A 22775-nucleotide genomic window follows, 5' to 3' on the forward strand; every position below is an offset into this window, starting at 1 on the left:
GCGGGGACCGAGTCAAGTGGCTTTCGCACGCTCCGGGGGCGCGCTCCTGGCTCATACTACCGGCTGTACATCTGTGACCGATTTCGCCACCCCGAGGTGGCGAAGCTCTTCACGAAGTGACAGCCGGCAGTATCACTCGGTGGTCCGGTAGCCGTCGGTGTCGAGGAAGTTGTGGGCGACGGTGATCGCGTGGTTGGCGTGTAACGGCTGTGGCCCAAGCGAGAGCCGCCGGTCGACGGCGTCGTCGAGCAGGGCCTGTTCGGCGTCGGTGAAATCTCGGTGATCCGAGAGGACGAACACCGGATCGGTCGGCGGCGTCGCGTCGACGACGGGGTCGCCGTCGGCGTGCAACTGGACGACCGTCCCCGCCGTCGCCACGTCTTCGAGCGTCCCCTCGAATCCCCGGCGGGTCAGCGAGATGCCGGGCGAGGTTTCGACTGGCACGTGGCCGATGGCTTCCTCGCGCTCTTCGAGAGCCGTGCGGATCAGGGCCGCCGTCGAGCGCTCGTCCGGGTTGAGCCGCCGGACCGTGTCGCTGTCGACGGTGACCGTGTACTCGTCGCCCAGCACGAGGTGGACGCGTACGTCCTCGCGGACGTCGTGACTGAGGAAGACGGCGGCCGAGACACACCGACAGAGCACGTCGAGTCGCCCCGCCGCCCCCGCGAGATCGTCCAGCGAGAAGTCGGGCGTCGTGGGGGCGTCGTGGCCGATGATGACGAACTGGCGCATACCGACGGCGAGGACGTGTGGGGACAAGAACGCTCGCTTTTGAGTTCTGCTCGAGAAGGGCTCACTGATGCTGCTGGAGTGTATACACCGAAAGCCCTCGTGCAGTTCCGGTCCCGCGACTCGCTGCGCTCCAGTAGGTGCTTACGTCGTCGGGGTTCCCGGAACTGCACTCGCCCTTTCATCCGCCAGGACGTAGACTGTTCAGCTATCCACACGCCTGGCGGATGAAAGGGCGAGGCGCGGTAGCCGGATCTGCAGCGGCACTATTCGACCGAAGGGAGAATATCTGCCACAGATCCGGCTAGCGTGCCGAGGGCTTTCGGTGTCTGCACCGTGACCAGCCCGTATCTCAACTCTTTCCTTTCGTCTGCCGCCGGGACTATCACCACCGATCCCCAACAGACGTTTATCAGATGCTCACCGATACGCCGGGGATCCACCACGTCACGTCGATGGTCGGGGACCCGCAGGCGAATCTCGACTTCTACGCCGACGTGCTGGGACTGCGCCTCGTCAAGCGCACCGTCAACCACGAGGACGTGCTGCGCTACCACCTCTACTACGGCAACGCCACCGGCGACCTCGGGACGATCTACACCTGCTTTCCCTACCCCAACGAGCCGCCGGGGCGGCGCGGGCGACCGGGAATCGACGCCGCCGCCTTCGCCGTTCCGCCGGGGTCGCTCGACTTCTGGGCGGACCGCCTCGCCACGCACGGCGTCGACGCCGAGCGCCGCGAGCGCTTCGGCGAGTCCCTGCTCCGGTTCGAGGATCCCGCGGGGACGCGTCTCGAACTCGTGGCCGTCGACGCGCCGGTCGACTCCTGGCAGGCGGAGTCTGTCCCAACCGAGCACGGGATCAGGGGCCTCCACGGCGTCACGACCCATCCCGTCGATCCCTACCAGACCGCGAGCGTCCTCGAAACGCTCGGCCTCGAACAGGTCGCCGAGAGCGATGATCGGATCCGCTACCGCGCATCCGGTGACTACGCGACCGTCGTCGACCTGCTCGACCGCGAGGGCACCTTCGGCCGCGAGGGCGTGGGGACGATCCACCACGTCGCCCTGCGCGTCGCCGACGAGGATCTCCGTGAGTGGCACGACCTCTTCCGGGACCGTGACGTTCGCGTCTCGCGCATCCACGATCGGCACTACTACCGAGCGATCTACGTCCGGGAACCAGGCGGGATCCTGATCGAACTCGCGACGGAGTCACCGGGCCTGACCGTCGACGAGGACGCCGCCGACCTCGGCGGGTCGCTCGTCCTGCCACCGTGGGCCGAAGAGGACCGGTCGATGATCGAGGAGCAGTTGCCCCCGATCGAGGTGCCCCACCGCGACGGATGAGCGAGCACAGTCCTACTGACGACGTGCCCGGCCCCCACGGCGGCCGGCCGATCGTCACCGCTGGCGCGCCACGCGGCGCGACCGAGGCAGTCGTCCTCGCACTTCACGGCCGGGGCGCGACCGCACAGGGCATCGTTGCCCTCCTCGATCCGATCTCCCACCACGGCGTCACCGTCGTCGCCCCTGACGCCCACCGAAGCAGGTGGTATCCCTACGCTGGCACCCAGCCGATCGAGCGCAACGAACCACACGTCTCGTCTGCCCTCGCCGTCGTCGAGGCCCTCCTCGAACACGTCGTCGAGACCTTCGGCGTGGACCGTGACCACGTCGTCCTCGTCGGCTTCTCGCAAGGGGCCTGCGTCGCCGCCGAGTTCGCCGCCCGCAACCCCGACCGGTACGGCGGCGTAGCCGTCCTCAGTGGCACGCTGCTCGGTCCGGCCCTGGATTCCGGGGGCTACGCAGGGACGCTCGACGGGACGCCGGTGCTCGTGGCCTCGGGCGACGAAGACCCACACGTCTCCGCCGACCGGGCGCGAGCCACTGCGGAAGTGTTCCGGTCGCTCGATGGGGATGTGACTGAGCGTCGCTACGAGGGCGTGGGCCACGAGGTCACCGACGACGAATTCGACGTTCTCGGGTCGGTGCTCGAAACGCTGGTCGACAGCTGATAGCCGTCATTGGTTGGATCGTGCAGTCGGAATCAGTCGGCACGTGGTGGCGGTAGTCTTTTCAACTCTGTAAACGAGTGTTTACATATGGGGACGAAGCACGTCCGGCTCGACGAAGACGTCTACGAGACGATCCGAGCGCGAAAACACGAGGACGAGACCTTCTCGGAGGCCGTCGATCGGCTCGTCGGCGGCCCCTCGCTGCTGGAGATCGCCGGTATCCTCTCGGACGAGGAAGCGGACGGGTTCCGTGAAGCAGTCGACGAGGTAGACGCCGTCGACAACAAGGATCTCGACGAGCTGGTCGACCGTTTCGAGGGCACATGATCCTCGATACGTCGTTTTTGATCGATCTAATGAACGGACAGACCGACGCCGTGACGAAGGCCGGTCAGCTGGACTCGAATCCCGTTGTCGAACGAATCCCCGCGCAGGTCGTGTACGAGTTGTACGTCGGTGTCGGATACACCGAGACGCCCGAAGCGGAGGTCGAGAAGATCCAGTCGATCGTCGACACTCGCCCCGTCGAGGAGACAACGCCGGAGATCGCGCGTCTCGCTGGCCGGCTCAACGGGTCACTGAAGCGCCAGGGACAGACAGTCTCGACCGGAGATATACTGATCGGAGCGACTGCACGCCACTACGACGAGCCGGTCGTTACCGGCAACCCCACCGATTTCGAACCGATCCCCGACCTCGAGATCGAGCGATACTGAGACACGGTCGCCATGGCAACGAGCGTCGATGCCGCAGTCGACAGTTGCTGTGAACCAGCATCAACTGTCAGTTCATGCGGGGTACGAGTCGGGCTCGTTTTACGATCTCGGCCCCAGCAGATGAGTTCTCCAGGGTGATATCTTTACGTTCGCTGTTTCTCTTGCACGCACAAACACGATATTTACCCAGCGATTGCATTTGAGAGTCCTCAGTGCAACGCTCGACGTGGAACGGTCCTGCTGTATCGAACAGCGACCACGCAATGATCGTGTTGTGTCACCAAGCCGGTGAAGTAGCGTATTTCGTTCTATTCCAACGTACACTGAACTCTGCGTTCTCAGGACTTCTCGCGTAGTAGAGTGAAAATGGGCCGGCGCGATTCTGGTTTATCGCGATTCGTAGGCACTTGTGCATGGTCTATCTCCCGTTCTCGGATTTTCGTGTTAGCTATCATCTTTCTGAAACTCCAGTTGGTCGATGAGCGATCGGCGGCGGTCTTCCATCCGCTCGCGCAGTCGTTCGCGGCGCTCCTCGGGAGTCGCCTTGTCGTAGTGGTCCTCGATCGTCTTGACCGAGGCATTGACTCGTTCTGCTACGTCCTGTGGCGGCCACCCGCGGTTGAGCAACCACGTGATCGTCCCGGTTCGGATCTGGTGGGGTGATCGGGACGAGGGGCACTTGCTGGCGTGACGCCGGGCGGTCCAGTCACAGTCTTCGATCGTCTTCCCGTGGGGACAGAGACCGTAGGTACACGGAATGGTCGCCAGATAGCTCCAGAAGCGGACCGTGTTGCTCGTCGGTCGGCCGTTTGCGCTCGCCAGCAGCGGCTGGCGACCGTGATCGTCGTTCACGTCGTAGCGGTACTCAGAGAGGTACGTCTTGACGACGGCCGCAACCTCTGGAGAGAGGGCGACCGGCCGCTCACCGCGGCGCTTGTTCTTCAGCGGCGTCCCGGTATCGGGCCGATGGCGGAACATCACGTAGGGGTTCTCGCCCAGCTCCGCGTCCCGAACGTCGAGCGCTCGGAGACTGCCCTGCCGAGCGCCAGTGAACCACGCCAGTTCGAGAAAGACGTGCTGTCGGGTCCCGTAGTCGGAATCGGACTGCCGGTAGTGCTCCAGCAGGGCGCGGGCCTCCTGCGCGTCGAGCTTCGTGTCGCTCGATCGTTCCTCGGGGTCGATGTCGGGGATTCGGACTCTCTCGGCGAGGCCGTCGTCCACTGCCTCGATGTCTTCGAGGAACTCGAAGAGCATCTTCAGCGTCCACATCTCGCCTTCGAGTGTGACGGGTGCGATGTTGGCCGATCGGAGCTCGTAGTACTCGTCGAGATCGTAGCCACGCAAGCTCCCCGACGGTCTCGATACCGACGCCGTCGCACCATTCGACGAAGAGCTTCAGCCGGTACTCCCAGCCGTGAACGCTCTTCTCTGTCGAGTCCGATCGGCGACGCCGAAGGTATCGGTCACACGCCTCGCGTGGCGTCAGTTCCGACGGCTCGGACCGCCGACGGCGTCGGTCGTCACTCATTGTCTGACTTGCCGCCGTCGGCGACGAGACCGGCACAGTCGGCGCACGTCGGCAGTCGGTCGCGGGCGTCGACGCCGTCGGCCGCCGCGCCACAGGTCGCGCAACTGCCAGCGTCAGAATTATTGGATGGCGATGCCTCAGTCTCTGCACGGGGCTCCAGCCCCGTCGAAGTGGTTTCGATCATAGCTATCGGTGGAACCACCTTTTCGGGCGGTGTTGTCGCACCGCCCGGCTTCGAGAACCGAGGAGAGTCATCATCAACCGACCAAGCGGTTCCTACCTCACCAATAACACTGGCATGTTATAGATGTTACGCTGGCGCTTAGAGTACAGTATATAGTTATAAATGCTATATTCCGGGCCTTGACGTTCTAAAACGCCATATTTGATGTAAATGAGACGTTCAGGCGCATGGATGACCATATGGGATGACCGAATCCTTGAGATTGCTCGTGACGAAGACAGTGTCTCCCCAAAGATGCTGGAAGATACAGGGTTGATCCGAGTCACGAAACAACAGATCTCTCGTCGACTGCGGAAGCTCGCCGACAAGGGCCTCTTGCTCGATCTCGGAAACGGGGTCTACGTAATCACCGACCGGGGCGAGGCGTACCTCAACGGCGAGATCAGCACGTACGAAGACGAGCAGGACGAGCCGATCGACGTGAACGGGGAAAATGGGAACAACGGCACGACCAGCAAATCCGAGTCGGAGAACGCGGGGTAACACATGGATCGGAAGACAGCCAGTTGGATGAAGCGCGAGGACGAGCGGATACTCGAATATCTCGAAGAGGAAGAGTGGGCCGAACCGGAGATGATCTCACGGAACGCCTTCACGAAGGTTTCGACGGCCCACGTCTGTGAACGGCTCGAAATGCTTCGCTACGCCGGTCTTGCCGATACGATGGGACTGGCGAGCTACGAACTCACGGGTGACGGCCACCGATATCTCGACGGGGGCTCGACGCCGAGAACCTGCCACGGCCGACCGTAGACCGGGTGCTACGGAAGTAATCAATCCATGACTGATGATATGGAAGCGGTTCGAGTTTGTCGGAATGGTCATATAAAAAAAGTAGGTCCCGATCCTAATGCAGTCATGTCTGCATCCGAGGCCTTTGATGTCAACATCAACTCGGAGGTCTCTGATGGAGGAAACTACTGTGGAGAATGCGGCTCTGAGATTATTTGGCGCTGTGGAAGCTGTGGTACCTCGATCATGATTTCGTATAAGCGGCCTGTACCGGCAACAGTTGATCTTCCGAACCACTGTAGAGCCTGTGGTGAACTGTATCCGTGGGTTGATCCTGTTGAACAGGCAGAACAACGTGAGGGTGAATTTTTGGCGCTTGACGACTCAAATATCACCGGGCAGTTCTATCCATCACTCGTATTTGAAATCAATCTCTGCTATCGGGTTCAGGCCGATGAAGCGGCCATGGTGCTAACAAGAAAGCTTCTTGAAAATCTGCTGATCGACATTTTGCGGGGCCATTTCGGGATAGAACAGAACGGAATGTTCTACAGGCCAGAACATCGCCAACACAAATCATTCGGAGACTTAATCGAGGTTTTCGAGCAGAATACGAATACACTCGATCAATACTCTACCGCAGACGAAGAGACAATCATCGAAAAGTTGTCCGAGATCAAGTATTCCGGCGATGCTTCGGCACACTCAATTGAACAGAATCTTTCTAAGGGTGAGTTAGATGAACTATCAGAGGGTGCGACGTGGGTCGCAAAAGTCTTGTTCCGAATCCGCCGAGAAGTGGCAACCGCTCATCGAAATTAGACCGGAGTAGGTGCCTCAGACTCAATCGGAATCGGATTCTTGGGACTACTGGTGTCCTTGACTCTTTGAGGCTACAGTATACCTCCAGTTCCCAAAATCGGAAGGGCGGTTACTACCCTATTGCTGGTGTAACCTGCCTGCTGGTCGTGGTGGTAACCCAGCAGACCGATCAGTGCGGCCCCAGCAATCGCTCCGCGGGGAGACCGCCGAGTGCGCCGCCGATAACGCCACCTGCAACGGTTCCCGAAACCGTGCCAGGGGCATTGTTCATGCTCTCTTCGACGAGTATCTGTGCAACTTCGTTCGCAAGTTCGTTAGCAGCGTCAGACGCGATCTCATCCGTGGCCGGCTGAGCGTCACGCTTTTGCTGCTGGATGTCTAAAGACGACATGGTGTTAGGCGTGGGGTCCAACCCCACATTTCCTATACTATACTGAAAGTACTTAAAAGTCTAGCTTAGGTACTACGCGAGATTAATAACTTAATAAGTTATCAATCTTTATCAGGCTCTTTGCTCTACTACTACGTAGATATTGAAATGTCGTCCCAGATCAAGGAGGAGGCTGAAGACGAGGATACGAGCCAGATCGAACTGCCTGACTCGTTGGATCAAGATCGACTGCGCGAGATCATGATTTACCGCGCACTGGGATATAATCAAACAGAAGTAGCTGACCGTGTCGGCGTCTCTCAGAAAAACGGTCAGTAAATATCTGACCGAAGTGAATGAAATCGCCGAAGAGAGTTCGTCAGCGAAAGCTGTCTTCTATAATCTCTTGCTCGAAATGTTCACCGACAAACTACAAGACACGCTTTCGTTCCTGTTCGAGATGACAGAGGAGTCCGATGACGAGAACGAGTAGCCAAATCAGAGCCAGTCTTTGCTCCCGAACTCCAGCCCACGGAACTCCGATTCGGGATACGTCGACGCCATCTTGTGGACGATCTCGGCCACTTCTCGGCCCGAGAAGTCCTGATCCACGAAGTAGATCGCGCAGTGGTAGGCGTCGTGGTCGTGGTCCGTGATGAAGTCGTCGTCGTAGGTGAGGATCACTCGCTCCTCGCGAGCGGAGTAGCGGACGATCTGGTCGTCCGTCGTCCCCAGGTCCAAGCTCTGCTACGTCACCGACGTGCTCGACATCGTAGCCGTAGGCATCCAGCTTGTGGCGTACCTGCGGCTCCATGTTCTCGTCGAGCAGGAAGCGCACCGTCATCCTCACTCATCAGGTGGGGTGAGCGTCGACTCTTCCCGCGCGATCTCCGCGGCCTCCCTCTCGCTGGCGTTCCACGGCGTCCATCTCTTCGGGGTGGTCGTGATAGTACGCCAGCGCGTGGTAGACCTTCGACAGTGGGAGATCGTGCCGGTCAGCTACGGTCTCGGGCCGCAGCCCGCGCTCCTCGACGCGGTCGTGGATGTAGCCGACCGTGATGCGACGGCCGCGGATGTGCGGCTCGTCGTGAATGTCTGACTCGTCGCCTGAAACTACAGTTTTCTTCATCTGCTTCGACATTGCTACACTACGATATTGTAGAGCGGCACACTTGAGTTTTGCCGGTAGTTCCCTCTCAGTTGCTGGGAAGACTCTCTGGGTACGACCTCTCGGGGTTGCGCGTCGAGAAAATGGCTTCCCTCAATATGAACACGAGACTGGGTCACTCCGTGTTCATATTCGCGGCTCGTCCCTGATCGTGACCACGAATCTCCTCGGCAGTTCAGCACTTCACCCCCAAATCGGGCCGAAATGGCCCGTCCAGTGAGCCGAAAAAACTAGGATTCTGGGGGTCGTGTTCACGAGCATGGCGACGAAAGACGTTCCCAAGTCCGTCCGCATCCGTACCGGCGATGGTAACGAGTACCGTTTCGACGCGATCGAGCGGGCCGCCGACTTCTACGACTGCAACCGATCGGACGCAGTCGCCTATGCCTGCGATACTGTGCCGTCGCTCGTCGACGCAAGCTCGGGACGTGCTGGAACGGGACGACCTGACGACCAAGCAGAAGCGCGAGATCGCCGAGACCATGTCGACGCGAGGAGTCGAGTTCGAGATCGAGAGTAGTGTAGGCGTGGATCGCGGGAACTGATCCACTTGGAGATTCATCTAAGGGTGGGATGTTTCGCACAGTCTGTGCGAGAACGGTGGTTCTCGGTCATGCCACCCCCAAGATTGTAGACCTGTCCGTAAGAACCAGAAATCGGAATGACAGTACACGCCAGCGAAAACAACGGTGCGATCACTCTCACGATCAACGGCAGACACAGAGCGATGAAGCTTGAAGACGCAGAGGATCTTCTGGACGAACTCGAAGAAGCGATCAGCGAAGCGAAAGAGAACCAATAATCTGTCCGACTCTGTCCCGAGAGCCGGACGAATGTAACGGATATAGTCATTACTTTTTAGACAATATGTAGTTGTCGGAGAACTCTACGTGTCTTTCCCCTGGCCACCTGAAACCGAAAAGAGAGAGCGTAGAACTGGAAATGCACCCAGAATTACTAATGCAGGCGTGGGTCCCCAGATGGAATAGCTCACAATTGCAACGAGCAAGAAAATAAACCCGGAAGCCTGTTTCAACCAACCAACCGTTATTGCTTCAGAGACCTCATCGACAAGAATCCGAATGTTTGAAGAACTGGTTGGCTCGTCTTCTTCCTCTCTTGGAATTGTTATATCTATATTATCATATAATGGAATATTATCGAGGACTGAGCGTATATTTTGACTGAATGTCTCGGCCAAGATCTCCCTCTTGTTTGTTAGGTTTTGAATCCTCCAGTAAATCAATGTACTCGTGAAATCGTTCTTGATACATAGGATGGATGAGAGATGTAGACGTTCCTGAGTCATATTCTCTGAATTTTTTGAGGTATTTCACCACATTTTTGCGGTCGCCATCTTGGTGATGTTCAATAGCCATTGAAAGATAGTGTAGCAAAACAGCCTTATTATTAATATCATATTGATTTTTCCTCTTTAACAACAATAAGTAAACCCCAAAGACTGGTATGAATGAAATTATTGTACCGGCCCACGCTACAGGATCTCGTAATTCACCATTCTGAGTGCCGATTTTGAATTCAGTCAAGGTATAATTGATAGCTATAGCAAGGATTAACCAAATAGCCCCAGCCGGAACTGGTGAACTTACTGTAGAATTGAGTGTAGTAAACCGATTTATCTCATCTTTGTCCTGTCGGTTTTCCTCAACAAAGTTGTCTAATTCATCCATGGTATGGTATATCCCTCTTAGTATCCGAAAGTCATCTGAAATATAAAAGAGTGTATGTCAGCTAAATCTTCAAAACTCAATCACATCCGACTCTGTCCCGAGAGGCGGACACCAGAAGAGCGAAACTGTCGCAGAAAAGCTCGGGTGCGATCCTTCAGTAGGGGTTCACTGCGCTATTCAGGCGTGTGACGCCGTCGATCGAGTCGAAGTCGTCGTCGAAGCTATAGATATACTCGATGTTCTCAGACTCCATGAACGCAGTCTGCATACTGTCGCCGAAGTTCAGGCCCGGATGGCCACGGAACAGGGATCGACCAAGGCCGAAGTTCTTCTTCGGATTGTACTGCGGCTCGAAGTGTGCGCCCTGTACGAAGCGGTCGAGGAGGTCGACGGCGCGGTCATGGCCTTTTCGCTCCTCGACGAAATTCAGCGTCTCAAGCAACGCTTCGTTGGTGATGACGCCGTCGGGCAACTCTCCGTAGTCGATCCCGCGCAGAATCTCCAGTCCACGCTGGTGGTCAGCGTCGTCACGATCCGCCGCAGCAATGAGGGCAGTGGCGTCTAAGAGTGCCCTGCTCATCGCTCCTCTCCGGTCGTGTTGTGGGCGGTCCCGCCGTCTCCTCCCCATCGACATGGGTTCGAAGTCATCGAAGACACCTTCCCGCTGGTGGACGATCTCCACCATCACGTCGCCCTCCTCGACGGTCCAGCGGATCTTGTCTCCCGCTTCGATGCTGAGTGCCTCTCTGATCTCGGAGGGGATCGTGACGCCACCACGTTCACTCACGGTCGTCTCGTCGCTGGTTCCCATATTGATAGCCATGTGCTGTGGTCAGTTAAGCCTCATGTGGTTTCTCATGTGCCACGCTGGGGAAAGAACCCAGGAGCTTCACGACCTGCTCTCTTCTCACCGCCGTCGACGGCGTCAGCCATCGCCTGCTGCTCGTCCTGTCCCGGCGGGGGGCTGGTACGGCAGCTGTGAGACCACGGCCCGCCCGAAGCCCTCGACGCGCTCCATCCCGTAGCGGGTCGGGACAGCCATACCGGCGATCAGGAACAGCACGCACAGCGAGACTGTCGCCGTGTCCGGCGTCGGGATCGTCGGGAGCGTCATCTGTAGCGCGATCACGACGATTCACCTCCGAGTGCGTCGGCGTCCACGTCGTAGGCTGGTCCTTCGTCGGGATGGACACCGAAGGCCCGCAGGAGCGCTCTGAGCCGCTTCCGGTTCGAGCGCGACCGCTGGGCCGTCCGTCGCAATACCTCCAACTGCGCAAGCTCGATCCCGACGAGCACCGACAGGAGTGCCGCGACCGTCCCGAGACCGATCTGGACACCCATTAGAGCAACCCTCCGATGGCGTCCCCGGCGTCCTCGACCGTGTCAGCTGTACCGCCGGCCGCCCAGTCCCACGCTTCGCCGGCTTCGTTGCCGACGTTCTCGACGGCGTCGGCCGCACCGCCAGCCGCCCAGTCACCGGCCTGCTCGGAGTCGTCTGCCGCCTCCTCGGCTGCACCGGCACCGTTGCTGAACAGCCAGTCGAGGCCGTCTCTCACCACGTCGCCGGTGCCGTCGGCCACGTCCGTTGCACCGTCCCAGGCATCGCCAGCAGCGCCGCCCACGTCACCCGCGGCATCCTGTGCGCCGTCAGCCACGTCGCTGCCGACGGTGACGGCCGTGTACATGTAGTACAGCAGCCCGAGACCGAGGATCACCATGAAGATCTGCCCGCCGCGGGACTCCGCGACCTGACGGGCGTCGGCACTGCCCTGCTTGGCAACATCGGCCACTTCGTCGGCGTTCTCAGCGAGAGCGCCGCCGGCTGCTGCTGCCGCTGGAGGCTGGACTCACTGCCACCACCCCCAGAGCGCGACCAGCAGCATGATCCCGGCGACTGCACCGACTGCCTCCATCGGCAAGCCGGCCGGCCCGGTCGGACCGGTCGGTGTGGAACTATCGCTCGACGGGCCACCCGATCCCGAGGAATCCGACGTGTCGGTCGAGTCATCCGGAGCGGTGGTCCCTCGATCCTCCCTGGCTGGAGTTGGGGGTCCCGTCAGTCCGCGAGTCCGGCGTCGTCACCACCGTGTCGGCCGATCCGTCGCCATCGGTGTCCTCGACGCCTTCAGACGGGCCAACAGTCGTGTCACTACTGCCCTCGTTGCGCCCGCTGATGATCGTGTGATCCGAGCCGTTCGTTCCCGAGCCCGCCGGGTCGTCGTCTGGGACCGTGTAATCGTCATCGCGCGAGTCGTCGGTCTGCCGATCGAGGAGGTCCTGCGTCTGCTCCGATCCGCGACTCGACGACGAGTCAGTGCTGTCGTCTGTCGGGTCGTCCGGCGTGTCCTGACGATCATACCACCTCTCCATTGCAGTCTTGCTCATCGCTCGATACCTCTGGTCTGAGTGTTGCTGTCGTTCATGATTGTATCACCATAGATGCGCTGTCGGGAGTCGATCACGAGAGAGGCCCTCCGAGATTGCCACCACGACCAACGCTGAGGCCCTTGAGCTTGACCGGGTCGAGAACGATCGTCGCAGTATCGTCCAGCGGCCCGATGGGATCTTGAAGCGGATTGCCGTCCTCGTCGGTGGCCGGGTTGAACCACGTGTAGCGAACGCCATCGGGTCCGCCGTCTCGTCGGGCCACGCCCATGAACGTCGTGTAGGTCGTGGAGAGACACGGGAGATCGCCCTGGGCGTCGTCGTCGATCGCTGCCGCCGTCGGGAACACGCCGGCAGACATTACCCACTCGACTTCTGGGAGCGGGTTGCCGTCGGGATCGACCACCTCCACGGCGACGGGCCGGAACGCTGCCGGTATGAGGATCGCACTCTGGTCGGTACTCGCGGCGCGATCGCGACGGCGGTGGGGCCGCGGTCGGACCGTGTCGGTCGTCGCCGCCCCAGCCGTCTCCCCGGCCGCTCGGGTCGTGGCCGCACCGTATCCGCAGTAACGAGCTCCCGACTGGGTCACGGTGTGCTGGGTGTCGGGCCGGGATCGACTCGACGTGGCCGCCGAGGCCGTCGTGGCCGTCCGCGACTCGTCGCTGTCGCTCAGCGATCTGGCGATCGCCCCGGTCGGTGCCTCTGTGAAAGTCGCCATCGGTGGTCACTCCATCGCGATGCCGACCTGGGCGATGTTGTGGGCCTTACAGAGCTTGTACAGGTTGTTCGCGCTCTCGTCCTGAATCGTGTCCTCGTGGCTGGCGTCGTCGCCCGATTCCTCCCGAACCCACATCGAGTGCGTCCCGATGATGGCGTCGTTCTCCGCGTTGTTCTTGTACTGGCCGGACGCGACTACGTTGTCCGTCGTCGTGTAGTTCGCGTAGTTGTTGTCTGGGTTCACCTGCCCTCGACCGTGCTGGGTGCTGCCCGACTGCGTTCCGGGCATCGCACTCATGAAGTTCGTCCAGCTTCGTTCGTACGCGTAGCCATCGCGAGAGTCCTCACATCGCGCGTGCCAGAGGATCGCGTAGTTGCTCTCGCGGTTGGCAGCAGCGTCGATATCCCAGGTTTCCGAGAGTCGGGCCATCCCGATCGCCATATCCTCGTCGTTGCCGTCGCCCACGTTCCGATCGACGTAGAATACCCAGCCGTCGGTGTCAGAGTAGTCGAGATAGTAGCTCACGCTGTCGCTCTCTTCGAGGATCTGTCCTCCCGAGTCATCTGGCGCGTAACCCATCGGGTCACCACTACCGCTGTCGTCTCGCCCAGTATTAGCGGCCACGTCGTGTGCGTAGCGGTCAGCCCACGTCGATTCCGCCGAGTCCCAAGCTCGGGCCGTGTTCCATTCGGATCGCTCCATCGTACCGATTGTCGAGTACGAAGATCTGGAAACACTCGCCGTTCGGGGTACTGATGACGAACCACTCCCCGTCAGCGATGCTCTCGGCGTCGCCGTTCGCGGAGGTGTCTTCGAGCGACCAGGTCGCCATGCCGCTCACCTTGTCTCTGAGTGCTGCCAGTGCTTTGCCCCACGTCGTCGCGTTTGGTCCAGTGAAAGTCATGCTATCGTAGTGCCAACACTTTCAGAGTGGTGTCGGCGGCACTCTCGGTCATCTGTCGGTACCACAGCTTCGAGGTGTTGAGTCCACCAGGTGGGCTGAGCGAAAACGGCGCTTCAGCGGCTGTGAGCGGAATTTCGCGGTTGGTCCCGGTCTGCTGGAACGAGACCAGAACGGGCTCGTCGAAGCCCCAGACGGTGACCGTGTCGGCCGGGAATCCCCAGTCGAGGCCCTGCTGGTTGACAGAGTCGACCGAGACCGGCTCTTCGGTCACGAAATACGTCGGCTCGTCGCTGGTGCTCGTTTCGCCGAGGTACTGTTCACCTCGCTGCTCAAGCAACAGCGCGAGCAAGAGCCGGTCCGTGTCGCTCTCAAACAGATCTTCGTGCCAGGAATCGGCACCGATGTTGTACTCGGACAGCACCCGCTCGATGACGCTGTCGGGGCCGACAGTACTCATCGGCCGATCACCACGTCGTTGCTGTCGTGCCGCCGTTCTGTGGCGGCTATGTCGTCGTGAGTCATATCGTACCGTCCTCCATCGCCGTGTACAGCAGCAAGACGAGCATACACACAGTGCTCGCCAGCAGCAGGTCGTCGCGGTTGATCGGACGCTGACGGAAGAACTCGTCCAGCGCCGAGTCGTCCGGTCCGTACTGTTGGCTTCCCTGCTCGGTGCTCGTGGTCGCTGCTGCGGTTCGTGGCCCGGTGCCAGATGCCTCTCGTCCGGTTGCGGGTCGTGTAACAAGTCCGCCGGGCGGCACGGCTCTACCTCCGTGCCGCGTCAGTCGCCACTGCCTGCTTCAGTCCGTCGATAGGACCTTCGGCTCCGCGGACAGGCAGGTCAGTGAGCGCGTTCGTTGCGACCACCTCGGTCCCCGACCCGTTCGCGTCCGTAGCGAACGCGACCGTGTACGGGGCCGTGACGGTGAGTGCGAGTGTGTAGTCTGCCGGAACGAACGGATGAAGCGGGGACTGATCGGCGTCGACGGTGATCGGCTCCTTGCCCTGGTCCCGACGGTGGATCATCCCCATGTCCGCCGAAAACAGCACGTCCGGCGTCCCGTTGGGTGCGACCTTCTGCAACTCCACGAGGGCCTGCGCACCGCTCGTGTAGTAGATCGTGAGGGTGTTGTTCGTCCCGTCGTCCGTGTAGGTGATCTGGTCGGAAGCGTAATCGACCGAGTCCGGCTGAACGCGGTTGTCACCCTTGTACACCACCACGGAGTCAGTGACCACGTTTGAGTCGATCAGTTCGTGGCTGAGGGTGATCGTCTCGGCGTCTCCGGCGTCTCCGTCGGTCGTGAACGTCTCGTAGGCCACCAGCGACAGGTCGAAGGGGCGGCTCCCGTCGACGGACACTGCCCGCTTGGGCTGGTACTCCGCGACGGTCGTGGGCTGTCCCGGCGACCCTGTGGAGAAGGTGAAATCACCGGCTGTGATGTTGTCGCGGCTGGTGTTGGCCTCCCCGAAGACGCTGCATGATCTGCTCGTTCATGCTGTCAGTCCTCCGCTCGGACGGTCACAGCCTTGCGGTCGATCTCCACACGCGAGTTGTCCCAGTCGATCTGCTTCGAGGATCGGATGGCGACCTGCACCTCCTCGAAGTCGAGCACGACCAGGCCGTCGCCCTTCAGTTCGGTGCGGGTCTGTTCGCGGTAGTCCTCGTTTTGCTGCTCGGTGAGCGAGAGGGTCCGGTACTGACGGATGTTGCTGAGCCGTTCGCTCACGACCATCGGCTGATCGCGACTCGGAGTGTCCCACCGCAGAATCACCTCGGTGTCGCGGGGCAGGTCGTTCCCGTTGGCGTCCTTCGAGCTCGGCGTAGATGGGGACACCAGACCCACCGTACACGTGGTTGTCGATCTCGATGACGAGCCCGTCGACGGGCGACCACGTGAGATCGTGCTGTCGGTGTCTTTGATGTTCGTCTCTTCGGTGGCGTCGACCTTCGCGCTGCCGAGGTTGGTCAGGCTCTCCGACATCAGTTACCACCCGAGACCCGCGCCCGGAGTTCTTCGAGGACGTTGATGCCGCCGCCGATGGCGACCTTCCGGCCAGCGCCGCCGTAGAGCGCGCCGCCAGCGGCCACTGTCGCGCCGTAGGCTTCGTTGGGGAGGTCCCGACCCATCTTGTCTTCGACTGCGTACTGTACGAGTTCCGGTGCCATGTAGCCGCCACCGATGAGGGCCACGTCGACCACGTAGTCCTCGCTGGCGAGCGTCGACATTGCATTACCAAAGTCCATGCAATCGAGCAGTAGCGGTCGTGTACCCTTCAACGAGCCACGAAACGAGGAATCGTCTGTGCTGTACCGTGCTGTGTCGTGCTGTCAGTAGGGTGCAGCGTCCATCAACACGCGAACCACTTCGGCGTTGTTCGGCCGACCGCCTGGTCGCTCCTCCCTCGATGGAGTCACGGACTTGCTCGAATACCTGACTGTCCTCCCCCTGGAGAGTGATCTGCGTTCTCATTCTGGCATTTTGATGCTCTTGCCCGGCGCGCCGACGTGCTCGCTCTCCATGTCGACGTTGGCCGAGTTCATCCGTCGAACTGTGCCGCTGTCGTCCGAATAGATCCACTCGGAGCCAGTCACCGTGTCCCCCTCAGTCCACTTCCGGACCGAGATCGCCCCCTCGTCGTCGGCATGTAGCCCCTCGGGAAGCCCCGGCACCTGGTGGCCGCCCGACCGGTGGAGGTCCTGGGGGTAGTCGACTACGCCGCCGATCTTCGACAGATCGCGGTCGCTCTCGAAGCCGCCGAGCTTCCGGGCGGTACACTGGGCGATGATCGTCTCTGCCAGCTCGGAGAGCCGTTGTGTCACCCAGATACTCGACTGCCCCTCGCCGCGCCCGGTCGTCGCCAGCCCCTTGATGGGGTCGAGGAGCTTCGCCTGCTGCTGGGCGACGAAGTGGGCTTCGTCGATGACCCACAGCACCGACAGCGACGACCGCCGACCGGCGCTGATCGCCTTCGCACAGACTGCTCGCCACTGTTCTGGCGAGAGATGGGAGTGGCGGGCCAGCACGACGTTGCCGTTCTGCTCGATCAGTTGCCGGAAGTGGTCGGTCGACCACTGCTCGGCTTCGACGGGGCCAGCGATCCAGTGCTTTGCCTTCCCAGCTTTGACGAGACCGCGATACTCGTCCTTGTAGTCCAGCAGCACCACGCCGTCGTACTCTCCGAGATTGCTCTCGGTGGTGGCCTGACAGACGTAGGACTTCCCCCATCCGCTCGCTGCTGCGAGGAGCAGGTTCACGGTTCAGCCTCCCGGTCGACATTCTCGCCCACGATCCGAAGCGTCTCGCCGTCAGCGGTTCTAATTCGTCGGACTTCGCCGTCGTTCAGTGTTTCGAGATCGAGGGCAGAGAGGTGGGCGTAGTCCGGGTGGTCGTCTGGCTCAGCGGGTGTGTCACTCTGTCGGTACTGCGACAGCAGCAGGTCGAGCAGGAGCGCGACGATGAGTACCCACGCCATCGCCTCGGCCGTCTTCTTGACTTCGTAGGTCGGTGGGAGAGCTACGTTCATGCCAGCGCCTCCGTGTTCGCGTAGATGGCCCCCTCGGTCGCCTCGCTCGGGCCGGCAAGCAGCTCCTCCATCGCTCGCTCTCGGTCGAACTCGACAATCACCTGCTCGAAGCGGTCGAGTGAGACGCCCCACTGGCCGCTGACGTGGTGGTCTGCCACCTCTCGATCAGAGCGACCGTGCAGCCCGTCGGCCTGGTGGCGCACTGCGTCGGCCCACCGGCTGACCTGCTGTTTCCACTCGCTGTGGTCCATCTCGGCGTAGGTCGCCAGCGTCTCGGGGTCGTCGACGTCGAGGTCTTCGGGGGCGTGGTGGGCCAGCCAGATCTCGGCGAGCGATGGGCCGCCGGGCGTCTGAGCGGCGAGCACGTCGCAGATCTCCGCCACGCGCTCCTCCACGTCGTGCTCGTCCACGCCGTCGTCGGGGTCGATCCCCAACTGCTCGCGCTGGTCGAGCACGGCCGCCCGCTGCTGGGCTTCGATCTCGGCCAGCACTCGGGCGTGGGCCGTGATCCGCTCGGAGTTGTGAGGGTCGTTCAGATCGCCTTTCATCTGCCGTAGCTGCTTCATGCGTTCCATCATAGCTGTAGGTCCAGGTTGTCGGTGAGGTCACTGATAGCGTCCTGTGCCAGATCCGTCTCGGTGAGTACGATCGCCAGCGCCAGCCCGGCGGTCCCCAGCGCCACCTTCTTGCCGGGCGAGGTGTCGGTGCCCATGCCCGACTCGGCGAGCCACTGGTCGACCGCGTCGTCGAGTTCGACCGGCGGCGATCGGGCGAGGTTCTCGATGGATTCGGCGTCCTTCTCGGTCGGCCCGTCGCTCGCTTCGGCGATCTCGCCGAGGAGGAGTGCCAGCACCATCACGTACTGGTCGCCCCACGACTCGCCGTCTGGGACCATCGACTGTGGCTCGTCGTCGGTGGTCTCCTCGCCGCTCTCGTCGTCCTGCTCGTCGCTGCCAGCGCCGGCTTCCTCCCTCGATGGCGTCGGTGTCGAGGTCGAGATCGTCGAGGTCCACGTCGGCCCGCTCGTCGTCGTCGATCGCCGGCCGGTCGTCCTCGGTTTCCTCGCTGGTCTCTGGGTCCGGTTCGGGCTCCTCGGGTGGCTCTTCCTCGGCGGTCTCGGCTTCGCTCATCAAAACACCTCCTGGGGAGTCTCGCCTTCGTCGACGGGACCGGCGTCGGATACCTCGCTCTCTACCTCGACCGGTTCATCCTGCTGATCGTCGCTTTTGGGCTGGTCGCCACGACGAGAGCAACGAGGAGGGCGACAGTCCCGGCCAGAATGGCCTTCCCAGAGGGCCGCTGCTACCTCCCGAGCTACCTCCATCTGCCTGGTCGTCTTGCTGGTCGCCCCCCTGCTCGTTGCTGCTCTGTTGGGTCAGTTGCTGTTCGTACTCGTCGGACTGGTCCATCTCTTGCTGGTCGTTCTCGCTGGTTTGGCTTGCTTCAGTCTGCTCTCCGGTTGGTTCTTGCTGGTCTTCGTCCTCGTCGCCGTCGGTAGCAGCCGCGCCGCCCGTTCCAGGGGGGTCGTCGTCACCCCTTCTGGCTGGTCGCCTTGCTGCTCGTCTGGGTCCTGCTCGTCGAGGAGGGGCTTCAGTGCCTCCCAGTCGTGTTGGTCGTCGGTCAGTGCGTTGATGTGGGACCGGACAGCGGCCTTCGAGGCGTCGCCGTCCGGTGGATAGTCGCACCCCTCTACGGGGCAAGTGTAGTCACTCATAGCGTGTTCTGGCCGCCCTCAGGGACGGCGAAAGCGTCGGGTACTTGCTGCTCTGTTCGCTGGTCGTCGCTGGTTGTCTGGCTGGTCTCTCGCTGGTCGGCCATGAGACCACCCGGATTCTGGGGGGAATCTGGCTGCTCTACCTCCCCTTGCCGCCGCTCTCCCTGCCCCCCACCGGCCAGTCGTGCCTGGTCGTTTGCCCGGTCGCCGGTGAGGGGTCCGCTGGTCGTCGGTCTCGATCACCTGCTCTCGACCGCCGTTCTCGCCTGCTTCAGTCTGCTCTCTGGCTGGTTCTTGCTGGTCGTCGGCGTCGGTGCCGACCGGCGTTTCGCTGGCCCCCTCGAAAACCACCTGTCGGATGCTCTCGCGGTCCCCCTCAGTGACGGGATGGGAGTGGTCGCTGTGGTCAGCGTGGCACTCGTGGCAGTCGGCAGCCATCTGCCGGGTGAGGTCGGTCAGATCGGCCTGCGACCCTTCCAGCCGCTCGAAGTGAAGGGGCTGCTGGCCGACGGTGGCCCGAATCCGGTTGATCGCACGGGCGGCCTGCTGTGCGTGGACCCACTCGTTGGCGAGGGTTTCGAGGGCGTCGTCGACGGCGTCGAGTGCCCCGAGATAGCCGTTCCACGCCTCGCTGAGTGCCCCCTTCTGCTTGCCGGTCGAGCTCCTCGGATTTGCCTGCTTCAGTCTGCTCTCCGCCCTGTTCTACCTCGTCGGGCTTCGAGGGTGTCGGGCGTGCGTCGGGTGCTCGCTGGGCCAGCAGCATCTCTTGCACGTCGTCGAAATCGTACTGGCAGGTCTCGGTGAGGAACTCGCAGGCTTCGGGGTCGCCGTTCTCACAGTGCCCTCTGGCATGGTCGCACCGCTCGCCTTTCGCCGTCTGGGCGGCGTCGGCGGCCTTCTCGTCGACGCTCTCCCCAGCGTCGGTGCGCTGGCCGCTCTCGCGGCTGGCGTCGGCCATCACCTCGCGGTGCTCGTCGACGGTGAGGGTGCCGTCGTAGTAGCTCACCCAGTCCTCGACGCCCTCGGACCGGGCAATCCCCTTGACCGCCTTCGCGTGGGGTACCGAGGCGCGTGCCTTCGAGAAGTCGATCCGGTCACGCTCGCCGTCGGACAGCGGAACCTGACCGGGACCGTCGCTCTGCTCGCCCCGACTGTCGGCAGCCTCCAGGCGCTCGGCATCGAGCACGTGTTCTGGCGTGTCGGCGTCGGAGTAGGCGACCGTCTTCAGCCGGCGGTCGTCGTCCGTACACAGGTACTCCTCGTGTCGCTCTCTCGCGGCGTCTGCGGCGTCTTTACTCCCGTACTCGATTCGTGTGGTCACAGAATGAGGTCACCACCATACACCCAAACGGGAGGTAGAGCGTGTTGGGTGACTGGACCACTCCGAGTACGAGTATATAGTCGGATACAGACTTTTTACTAATCAGATTCTAGACGGTTCCATGTCGCAGCGGCAAGTGAGATACAACGTTGGTCGGGCGCTGTCGGACAGTCCGGTGGTGCCCCTTGGTGATGCAAAAGCGCAGGAACAGGGCGGATCGTCGATTTACGTTCCGTATCCGCAACCCCACGCCCGGAATCAGGGCATCGAGCAGAGTAGTGAAGTGGAGCTTGGCACTGCTCGCCGGGACGGGGGTTATCATGGTCGCGCCGTCTGGGTTCGACTGGGAGATGTTGGAAAAGCAGGGTGAGCCGTTTACTGCCGGTCAGTAGCCGTGTCTACTGACCGCTTAGTCCGTGCAGAGAACAACCGAGATAAGAACGCTGGTCCCTTGTATCCGTGTTGTCCTTCGAGGGGAGGTTCTTCATCACGGATGTCTCCGTAGCGGTCAGTACCGCTCACAGACTGCTCACTCACCGTCGGACACCTCAGTTCGGAGCGTTAGCGGATGGATAGCGACGCGGCCAGAGCGAACAGTCACGAGCCCACTCCCGTCGAGAGGGTCCAGAATTTCGCTTTTCACAAGCTCCTTCTTCTTGTTCGGGTGGGACTCTCGGCAGATGATGTCTTTTGCCGCCTCGACTGGTATGACTCGTCGCTCCTCGCCAGCGAGTTCAACATAAGCGTCCGCGAGATCGGGGTCCTTCGGGAGCACGAACCGGGACCGCTCCGACGACGGAAGGTACTCGTCGAGGGCTTCCCGAAGCACCTCGCTCTTTTTCTCGCCGTGCTCGTCGAGGTAGATCGCCAAGCGTCGGCCCAGTTCGTCGCCGAGACGCGCCTCGGCGCGTTCCTCGGTCCGGTGGCGGTCGTTAGCCTCGGAGTCGCCGGGAAGACGACTGCCTCGTGACTGACTGCTCATGCGACCCTCCTGTCCGCAGATCGGGCTTCCACTGCGGACACAGATGAAACAGGGGTTCGGTTACCCCGCATCCGGGGGGTGCCGAATAGTGGGTGTGTTTCGGTTCGAGTGTATGGTGGCGGACACCCCCCGTACATCGCTGAGAGAGTGGGGTGGGGGTCGGTCCGGTCATCGCTGACCACCGACCTTTTCGCGTGCCCAGCGTAGCTGATTCCCGACGGTTCCCGGCGACCGGTCCGTCTGGCGGGCGTACTCCCGAACGCCTACATCGCCCCACTCGCAGGTGAGATAGGCGTCGAGTTCGGCGGGCGTCAGTCCTTCGAGCACGTGGCTCCGGTCCTCGCGGTCGAAGGACAGCCACGACGGGGGTGTCCGATAGTGCCGGCTGGTGTCGATGTGCGTAACTTCGATCTGGCCGCGGACCCAGCGCCACCACAGGCTGGCGAGATGTGCGCACCAGTCCCGATGATGGAAGCCCTTGCAGGGACACTCGGCGCGCAGTGAGCCGCCAGAGAGCGCCCAGACGACTCTGTGGTAGCTGTCACTGTCCGATAGAGAGACTATACGCTCTGCCTCGTTGATCGGGCCGCCGTCGTCGGTCGTCTCCTGTGCGCGCTTCCAAGCTTGCTGGACATGGTGAAGTCGTCGGGCAGTTCGAAGCGCGGGAGCCCACCGATGCGCTCCGGTGACGGGCCGGCGGGTACATCCTCGACGATGCTCATTGTTGCCCGCCTCCGTGGCAGTCGGGGCACCATTCGGTCGGGATCGGTGAGTCGCCGCGGGTACCGCGTTGCATCCGGCTGCCACACTCGGGACAGTACTTCACGGGCGACACACCCCTTCGTCGCGCGCCGGACACCGTTGCAGTGGCTCTTCGATGTAACCACCACAGTAGTTACAGATCGGGCGGTGTCGGCCGTGGTCAATGCTCACGCCGACCACCTCCCAAAGCGGCCGCTAATTGTCGGAGAACCCTGGAAAAAGGGTATATAGGTAGTGGGCCGGCGCGAATTCGAATCGCGGTTACGGCCACCCGAAGGCCGAAGGATACCAAGCTACCCCACCGGCCCGTGACGTAGCAGTTGAGGAAACGGTGGGCGACGGTTTAATCGTTGCGAAACTGTGCCTTCGCTGTGGGTTAAGTCACACACCACAGCGTCCACCACCGTGTCTGGGGCCACACTGGGATATCCCCCTCTTCACAGT

The 22775-nt window shown here is 61.6% G+C and carries 36 protein-coding genes, 1 tRNA gene and 1 pseudogene; 11 read left to right on the forward strand and 27 right to left on the reverse strand.

What is annotated here, in order from left to right; translation table 11 throughout:
- Positions 1-132 precede the first annotated feature (132 nt).
- Positions 133-732, reverse strand: coding sequence for a tRNA (pseudouridine(54)-N(1))-methyltransferase TrmY (gene trmY, locus AC5FRZ_RS04325; RefSeq protein WP_493563959.1), 600 nt, complete (start codon positions 730-732; stop codon positions 133-135).
- A 413-nt stretch (positions 733-1145) separates the two neighbouring features.
- Between trmY and AC5FRZ_RS04330 the strand changes: the two genes are divergently transcribed.
- The 4 genes from AC5FRZ_RS04330 to AC5FRZ_RS04345 all read left to right on the forward strand — a co-directional run bounded on the left by AC5FRZ_RS04330 (position 1146) and on the right by AC5FRZ_RS04345 (position 3462).
- Positions 1146-2078: a VOC family protein gene (locus AC5FRZ_RS04330; protein WP_493563960.1), complete on the forward strand. Its 933-nt coding sequence runs from the start codon at positions 1146-1148 to the stop codon at positions 2076-2078.
- The gene (locus AC5FRZ_RS04335; protein WP_493563961.1) at positions 2075-2746 is read left to right on the forward strand and encodes an alpha/beta hydrolase; all 672 of its coding nucleotides are present in this window, start codon (positions 2075-2077) and stop codon (positions 2744-2746) included. Before AC5FRZ_RS04330 ends, AC5FRZ_RS04335 begins: the two co-directional genes overlap by 4 nt.
- 87 nt (positions 2747-2833) lie before the next feature.
- A complete protein-coding gene (locus AC5FRZ_RS04340) occupies positions 2834-3073 on the forward strand; it encodes an antitoxin VapB family protein (RefSeq protein ID WP_153552795.1) in 240 nt (79 codons plus the stop codon).
- Positions 3070-3462, forward strand: coding sequence for a type II toxin-antitoxin system VapC family toxin (locus tag AC5FRZ_RS04345; protein WP_170093576.1), 393 nt, complete (start codon positions 3070-3072; stop codon positions 3460-3462). The genes AC5FRZ_RS04340 and AC5FRZ_RS04345 overlap by 4 nt, the downstream gene beginning before the upstream one ends.
- 444 nt (positions 3463-3906) lie before the next feature.
- On the opposite strand, the gene AC5FRZ_RS04350 is transcribed toward AC5FRZ_RS04345, so the two are convergent.
- Positions 3907-4806: a tyrosine-type recombinase/integrase gene (locus AC5FRZ_RS04350; RefSeq protein ID WP_493563962.1), complete on the reverse strand. Its 900-nt coding sequence runs from the start codon at positions 4804-4806 to the stop codon at positions 3907-3909.
- Between the two features lie 599 nt (positions 4807-5405).
- On the opposite strand from AC5FRZ_RS04350, the gene AC5FRZ_RS04355 reads away from it, so the two are divergent.
- The 4 genes from AC5FRZ_RS04355 (at position 5406) to AC5FRZ_RS04370 (ending at position 7497) form a co-directional block, all read left to right on the forward strand.
- Positions 5406-5717, forward strand: a complete 312-nt coding sequence (locus tag AC5FRZ_RS04355; RefSeq protein ID WP_493565073.1) for a winged helix-turn-helix domain-containing protein — start codon at positions 5406-5408, stop codon at positions 5715-5717.
- Positions 5718-5720: 3 nt separating this feature from the next.
- Entirely contained in the window at positions 5721-5987 is a 267-nt protein-coding gene (locus AC5FRZ_RS04360) for a MarR family transcriptional regulator (protein ID WP_493563963.1), read from the forward strand.
- Between the two features lie 27 nt (positions 5988-6014).
- Positions 6015-6788, forward strand: a complete 774-nt coding sequence (locus tag AC5FRZ_RS04365; protein ID WP_493563964.1) for a DUF2321 domain-containing protein — start codon at positions 6015-6017, stop codon at positions 6786-6788.
- Positions 6789-7299: 511 nt separating this feature from the next.
- Positions 7300-7497: a hypothetical protein gene (locus AC5FRZ_RS04370; protein WP_493563965.1), complete on the forward strand. Its 198-nt coding sequence runs from the start codon at positions 7300-7302 to the stop codon at positions 7495-7497.
- Between the two features lie 159 nt (positions 7498-7656).
- Here AC5FRZ_RS04370 and AC5FRZ_RS04375 read toward each other — a convergent pair whose 3' ends face one another.
- Both AC5FRZ_RS04375 and AC5FRZ_RS04380 read right to left on the reverse strand, forming a co-directional pair.
- Positions 7657-7899 carry a DUF5615 family PIN-like protein gene (locus tag AC5FRZ_RS04375; protein ID WP_493563966.1) on the reverse strand — a complete coding sequence of 81 codons (243 nt, stop codon included), beginning with the start codon at positions 7897-7899 and terminating at the stop codon, positions 7657-7659.
- Positions 7900-8011: 112 nt separating this feature from the next.
- Complete coding sequence (locus tag AC5FRZ_RS04380) at positions 8012-8299, reverse strand: DUF433 domain-containing protein (RefSeq protein ID WP_493563967.1); 288 nt, start codon at positions 8297-8299, stop codon at positions 8012-8014.
- Positions 8300-8585: 286 nt separating this feature from the next.
- Between AC5FRZ_RS04380 and AC5FRZ_RS04385 the strand changes: the two are divergent.
- Together AC5FRZ_RS04385 and AC5FRZ_RS04390 are read left to right on the forward strand one after the other, a co-directional pair.
- Positions 8586-8871, forward strand: a pseudogene (locus AC5FRZ_RS04385) (DUF7692 domain-containing protein).
- 116 nt (positions 8872-8987) lie between these two features.
- A complete protein-coding gene (locus AC5FRZ_RS04390) occupies positions 8988-9128 on the forward strand; it encodes a hypothetical protein (protein ID WP_493563968.1) in 141 nt (46 codons plus the stop codon).
- Between the two features lie 355 nt (positions 9129-9483).
- Here AC5FRZ_RS04390 and AC5FRZ_RS04395 read toward each other — a convergent pair whose 3' ends face one another.
- The 17 genes from AC5FRZ_RS04395 to AC5FRZ_RS04475 all read right to left on the reverse strand — a co-directional run bounded on the left by AC5FRZ_RS04395 (position 9484) and on the right by AC5FRZ_RS04475 (position 18447).
- Positions 9484-10017 (reverse strand): hypothetical protein, encoded by a 534-nt coding sequence (locus AC5FRZ_RS04395; protein ID WP_493563969.1) that lies wholly within the window; start codon positions 10015-10017, stop codon positions 9484-9486.
- Positions 10018-10171: 154 nt separating this feature from the next.
- Entirely contained in the window at positions 10172-10828 is a 657-nt protein-coding gene (locus tag AC5FRZ_RS04400; protein WP_493563970.1) for a PIN domain-containing protein, read from the reverse strand.
- 114 nt (positions 10829-10942) lie between these two features.
- Positions 10943-11146: a hypothetical protein gene (locus AC5FRZ_RS04405; protein ID WP_493563971.1), complete on the reverse strand. Its 204-nt coding sequence runs from the start codon at positions 11144-11146 to the stop codon at positions 10943-10945.
- Positions 11143-11358, reverse strand: coding sequence for a hypothetical protein (locus AC5FRZ_RS04410; protein ID WP_493563972.1), 216 nt, complete (start codon positions 11356-11358; stop codon positions 11143-11145). Before AC5FRZ_RS04410 ends, AC5FRZ_RS04405 begins: the two co-directional genes overlap by 4 nt.
- Positions 11358-11807 carry a hypothetical protein gene (locus AC5FRZ_RS04415; RefSeq protein ID WP_493563973.1) on the reverse strand — a complete coding sequence of 150 codons (450 nt, stop codon included), beginning with the start codon at positions 11805-11807 and terminating at the stop codon, positions 11358-11360. Before AC5FRZ_RS04415 ends, AC5FRZ_RS04410 begins: the two co-directional genes overlap by 1 nt.
- Positions 11808-12021: 214 nt before the next feature.
- Complete coding sequence (locus AC5FRZ_RS04420; protein WP_493563974.1) at positions 12022-12402, reverse strand: hypothetical protein; 381 nt, start codon at positions 12400-12402, stop codon at positions 12022-12024.
- Positions 12403-12475: 73 nt separating this feature from the next.
- Entirely contained in the window at positions 12476-13123 is a 648-nt protein-coding gene (locus AC5FRZ_RS04425; RefSeq protein ID WP_493563975.1) for a hypothetical protein, read from the reverse strand.
- A gap of 6 nt (positions 13124-13129) precedes the next feature.
- A complete protein-coding gene (locus AC5FRZ_RS04430) occupies positions 13130-13702 on the reverse strand; it encodes a hypothetical protein (RefSeq protein ID WP_493563976.1) in 573 nt (190 codons plus the stop codon).
- Positions 13703-13763: 61 nt separating this feature from the next.
- Positions 13764-14027, reverse strand: a complete 264-nt coding sequence (locus AC5FRZ_RS04435) for a hypothetical protein (RefSeq protein ID WP_493563977.1) — start codon at positions 14025-14027, stop codon at positions 13764-13766.
- 1 nt (position 14028) lies between these two features.
- Positions 14029-14484 (reverse strand): hypothetical protein, encoded by a 456-nt coding sequence (locus tag AC5FRZ_RS04440; protein WP_170093233.1) that lies wholly within the window; start codon positions 14482-14484, stop codon positions 14029-14031.
- A 308-nt stretch (positions 14485-14792) separates the two neighbouring features.
- Positions 14793-15386, reverse strand: a complete 594-nt coding sequence (locus AC5FRZ_RS04445; protein ID WP_493563978.1) for a hypothetical protein — start codon at positions 15384-15386, stop codon at positions 14793-14795.
- 140 nt (positions 15387-15526) lie between these two features.
- On the reverse strand, positions 15527-16009 hold the full coding sequence (locus AC5FRZ_RS04450; protein WP_493563979.1) for a hypothetical protein: 483 nt from the start codon (positions 16007-16009) through the stop codon (positions 15527-15529).
- Positions 16009-16254 (reverse strand): hypothetical protein, encoded by a 246-nt coding sequence (locus AC5FRZ_RS04455; protein ID WP_240936937.1) that lies wholly within the window; start codon positions 16252-16254, stop codon positions 16009-16011. The genes AC5FRZ_RS04450 and AC5FRZ_RS04455 overlap by 1 nt, the downstream gene beginning before the upstream one ends.
- Before the next feature lie 240 nt (positions 16255-16494).
- Positions 16495-17283 (reverse strand): ATP-binding protein, encoded by a 789-nt coding sequence (locus AC5FRZ_RS04460; RefSeq protein ID WP_493563980.1) that lies wholly within the window; start codon positions 17281-17283, stop codon positions 16495-16497.
- A complete protein-coding gene (locus tag AC5FRZ_RS04465) occupies positions 17280-17552 on the reverse strand; it encodes a hypothetical protein (protein ID WP_493563981.1) in 273 nt (90 codons plus the stop codon). The genes AC5FRZ_RS04460 and AC5FRZ_RS04465 overlap by 4 nt, the downstream gene beginning before the upstream one ends.
- On the reverse strand, positions 17549-18130 hold the full coding sequence (locus tag AC5FRZ_RS04470) for a hypothetical protein (protein ID WP_208628447.1): 582 nt from the start codon (positions 18128-18130) through the stop codon (positions 17549-17551). The genes AC5FRZ_RS04465 and AC5FRZ_RS04470 overlap by 4 nt, the downstream gene beginning before the upstream one ends.
- Positions 18127-18447, reverse strand: a complete 321-nt coding sequence (locus AC5FRZ_RS04475; protein WP_493563982.1) for a hypothetical protein — start codon at positions 18445-18447, stop codon at positions 18127-18129. The genes AC5FRZ_RS04470 and AC5FRZ_RS04475 overlap by 4 nt, the downstream gene beginning before the upstream one ends.
- Before the next feature lie 19 nt (positions 18448-18466).
- Here AC5FRZ_RS04475 and AC5FRZ_RS04480 point away from each other — a divergent pair, with 19 nt between their 5' ends.
- Positions 18467-18769, forward strand: coding sequence for a hypothetical protein (locus AC5FRZ_RS04480; protein ID WP_493563983.1), 303 nt, complete (start codon positions 18467-18469; stop codon positions 18767-18769).
- A gap of 158 nt (positions 18770-18927) precedes the next feature.
- Here AC5FRZ_RS04480 and AC5FRZ_RS04485 read toward each other — a convergent pair whose 3' ends face one another.
- The 6 genes from AC5FRZ_RS04485 to AC5FRZ_RS04510 form a co-directional block, all read right to left on the reverse strand.
- Positions 18928-19266, reverse strand: coding sequence for a hypothetical protein (locus AC5FRZ_RS04485; protein ID WP_493563984.1), 339 nt, complete (start codon positions 19264-19266; stop codon positions 18928-18930).
- 406 nt (positions 19267-19672) lie between these two features.
- The gene (locus AC5FRZ_RS04490) at positions 19673-20587 is read right to left on the reverse strand and encodes a hypothetical protein (RefSeq protein ID WP_493563985.1); all 915 of its coding nucleotides are present in this window, start codon (positions 20585-20587) and stop codon (positions 19673-19675) included.
- A gap of 529 nt (positions 20588-21116) precedes the next feature.
- Positions 21117-21569, reverse strand: a complete 453-nt coding sequence (locus tag AC5FRZ_RS04495; RefSeq protein ID WP_493563986.1) for a hypothetical protein — start codon at positions 21567-21569, stop codon at positions 21117-21119.
- Positions 21570-21737: 168 nt separating this feature from the next.
- A complete protein-coding gene (locus AC5FRZ_RS04500; RefSeq protein WP_493563987.1) occupies positions 21738-21896 on the reverse strand; it encodes an RNA polymerase subunit sigma-24 in 159 nt (52 codons plus the stop codon).
- A gap of 233 nt (positions 21897-22129) precedes the next feature.
- Entirely contained in the window at positions 22130-22291 is a 162-nt protein-coding gene (locus AC5FRZ_RS04505; RefSeq protein WP_493563988.1) for a hypothetical protein, read from the reverse strand.
- Between the two features lie 275 nt (positions 22292-22566).
- Positions 22567-22639: transfer RNA gene (locus AC5FRZ_RS04510), tRNA-Pro, on the reverse strand.
- Positions 22640-22775: the final 136 nt, after the last annotated feature.

It is taken from the genome of Halomicrobium sp. HArcht1-1 (genome assembly GCF_058933285.1).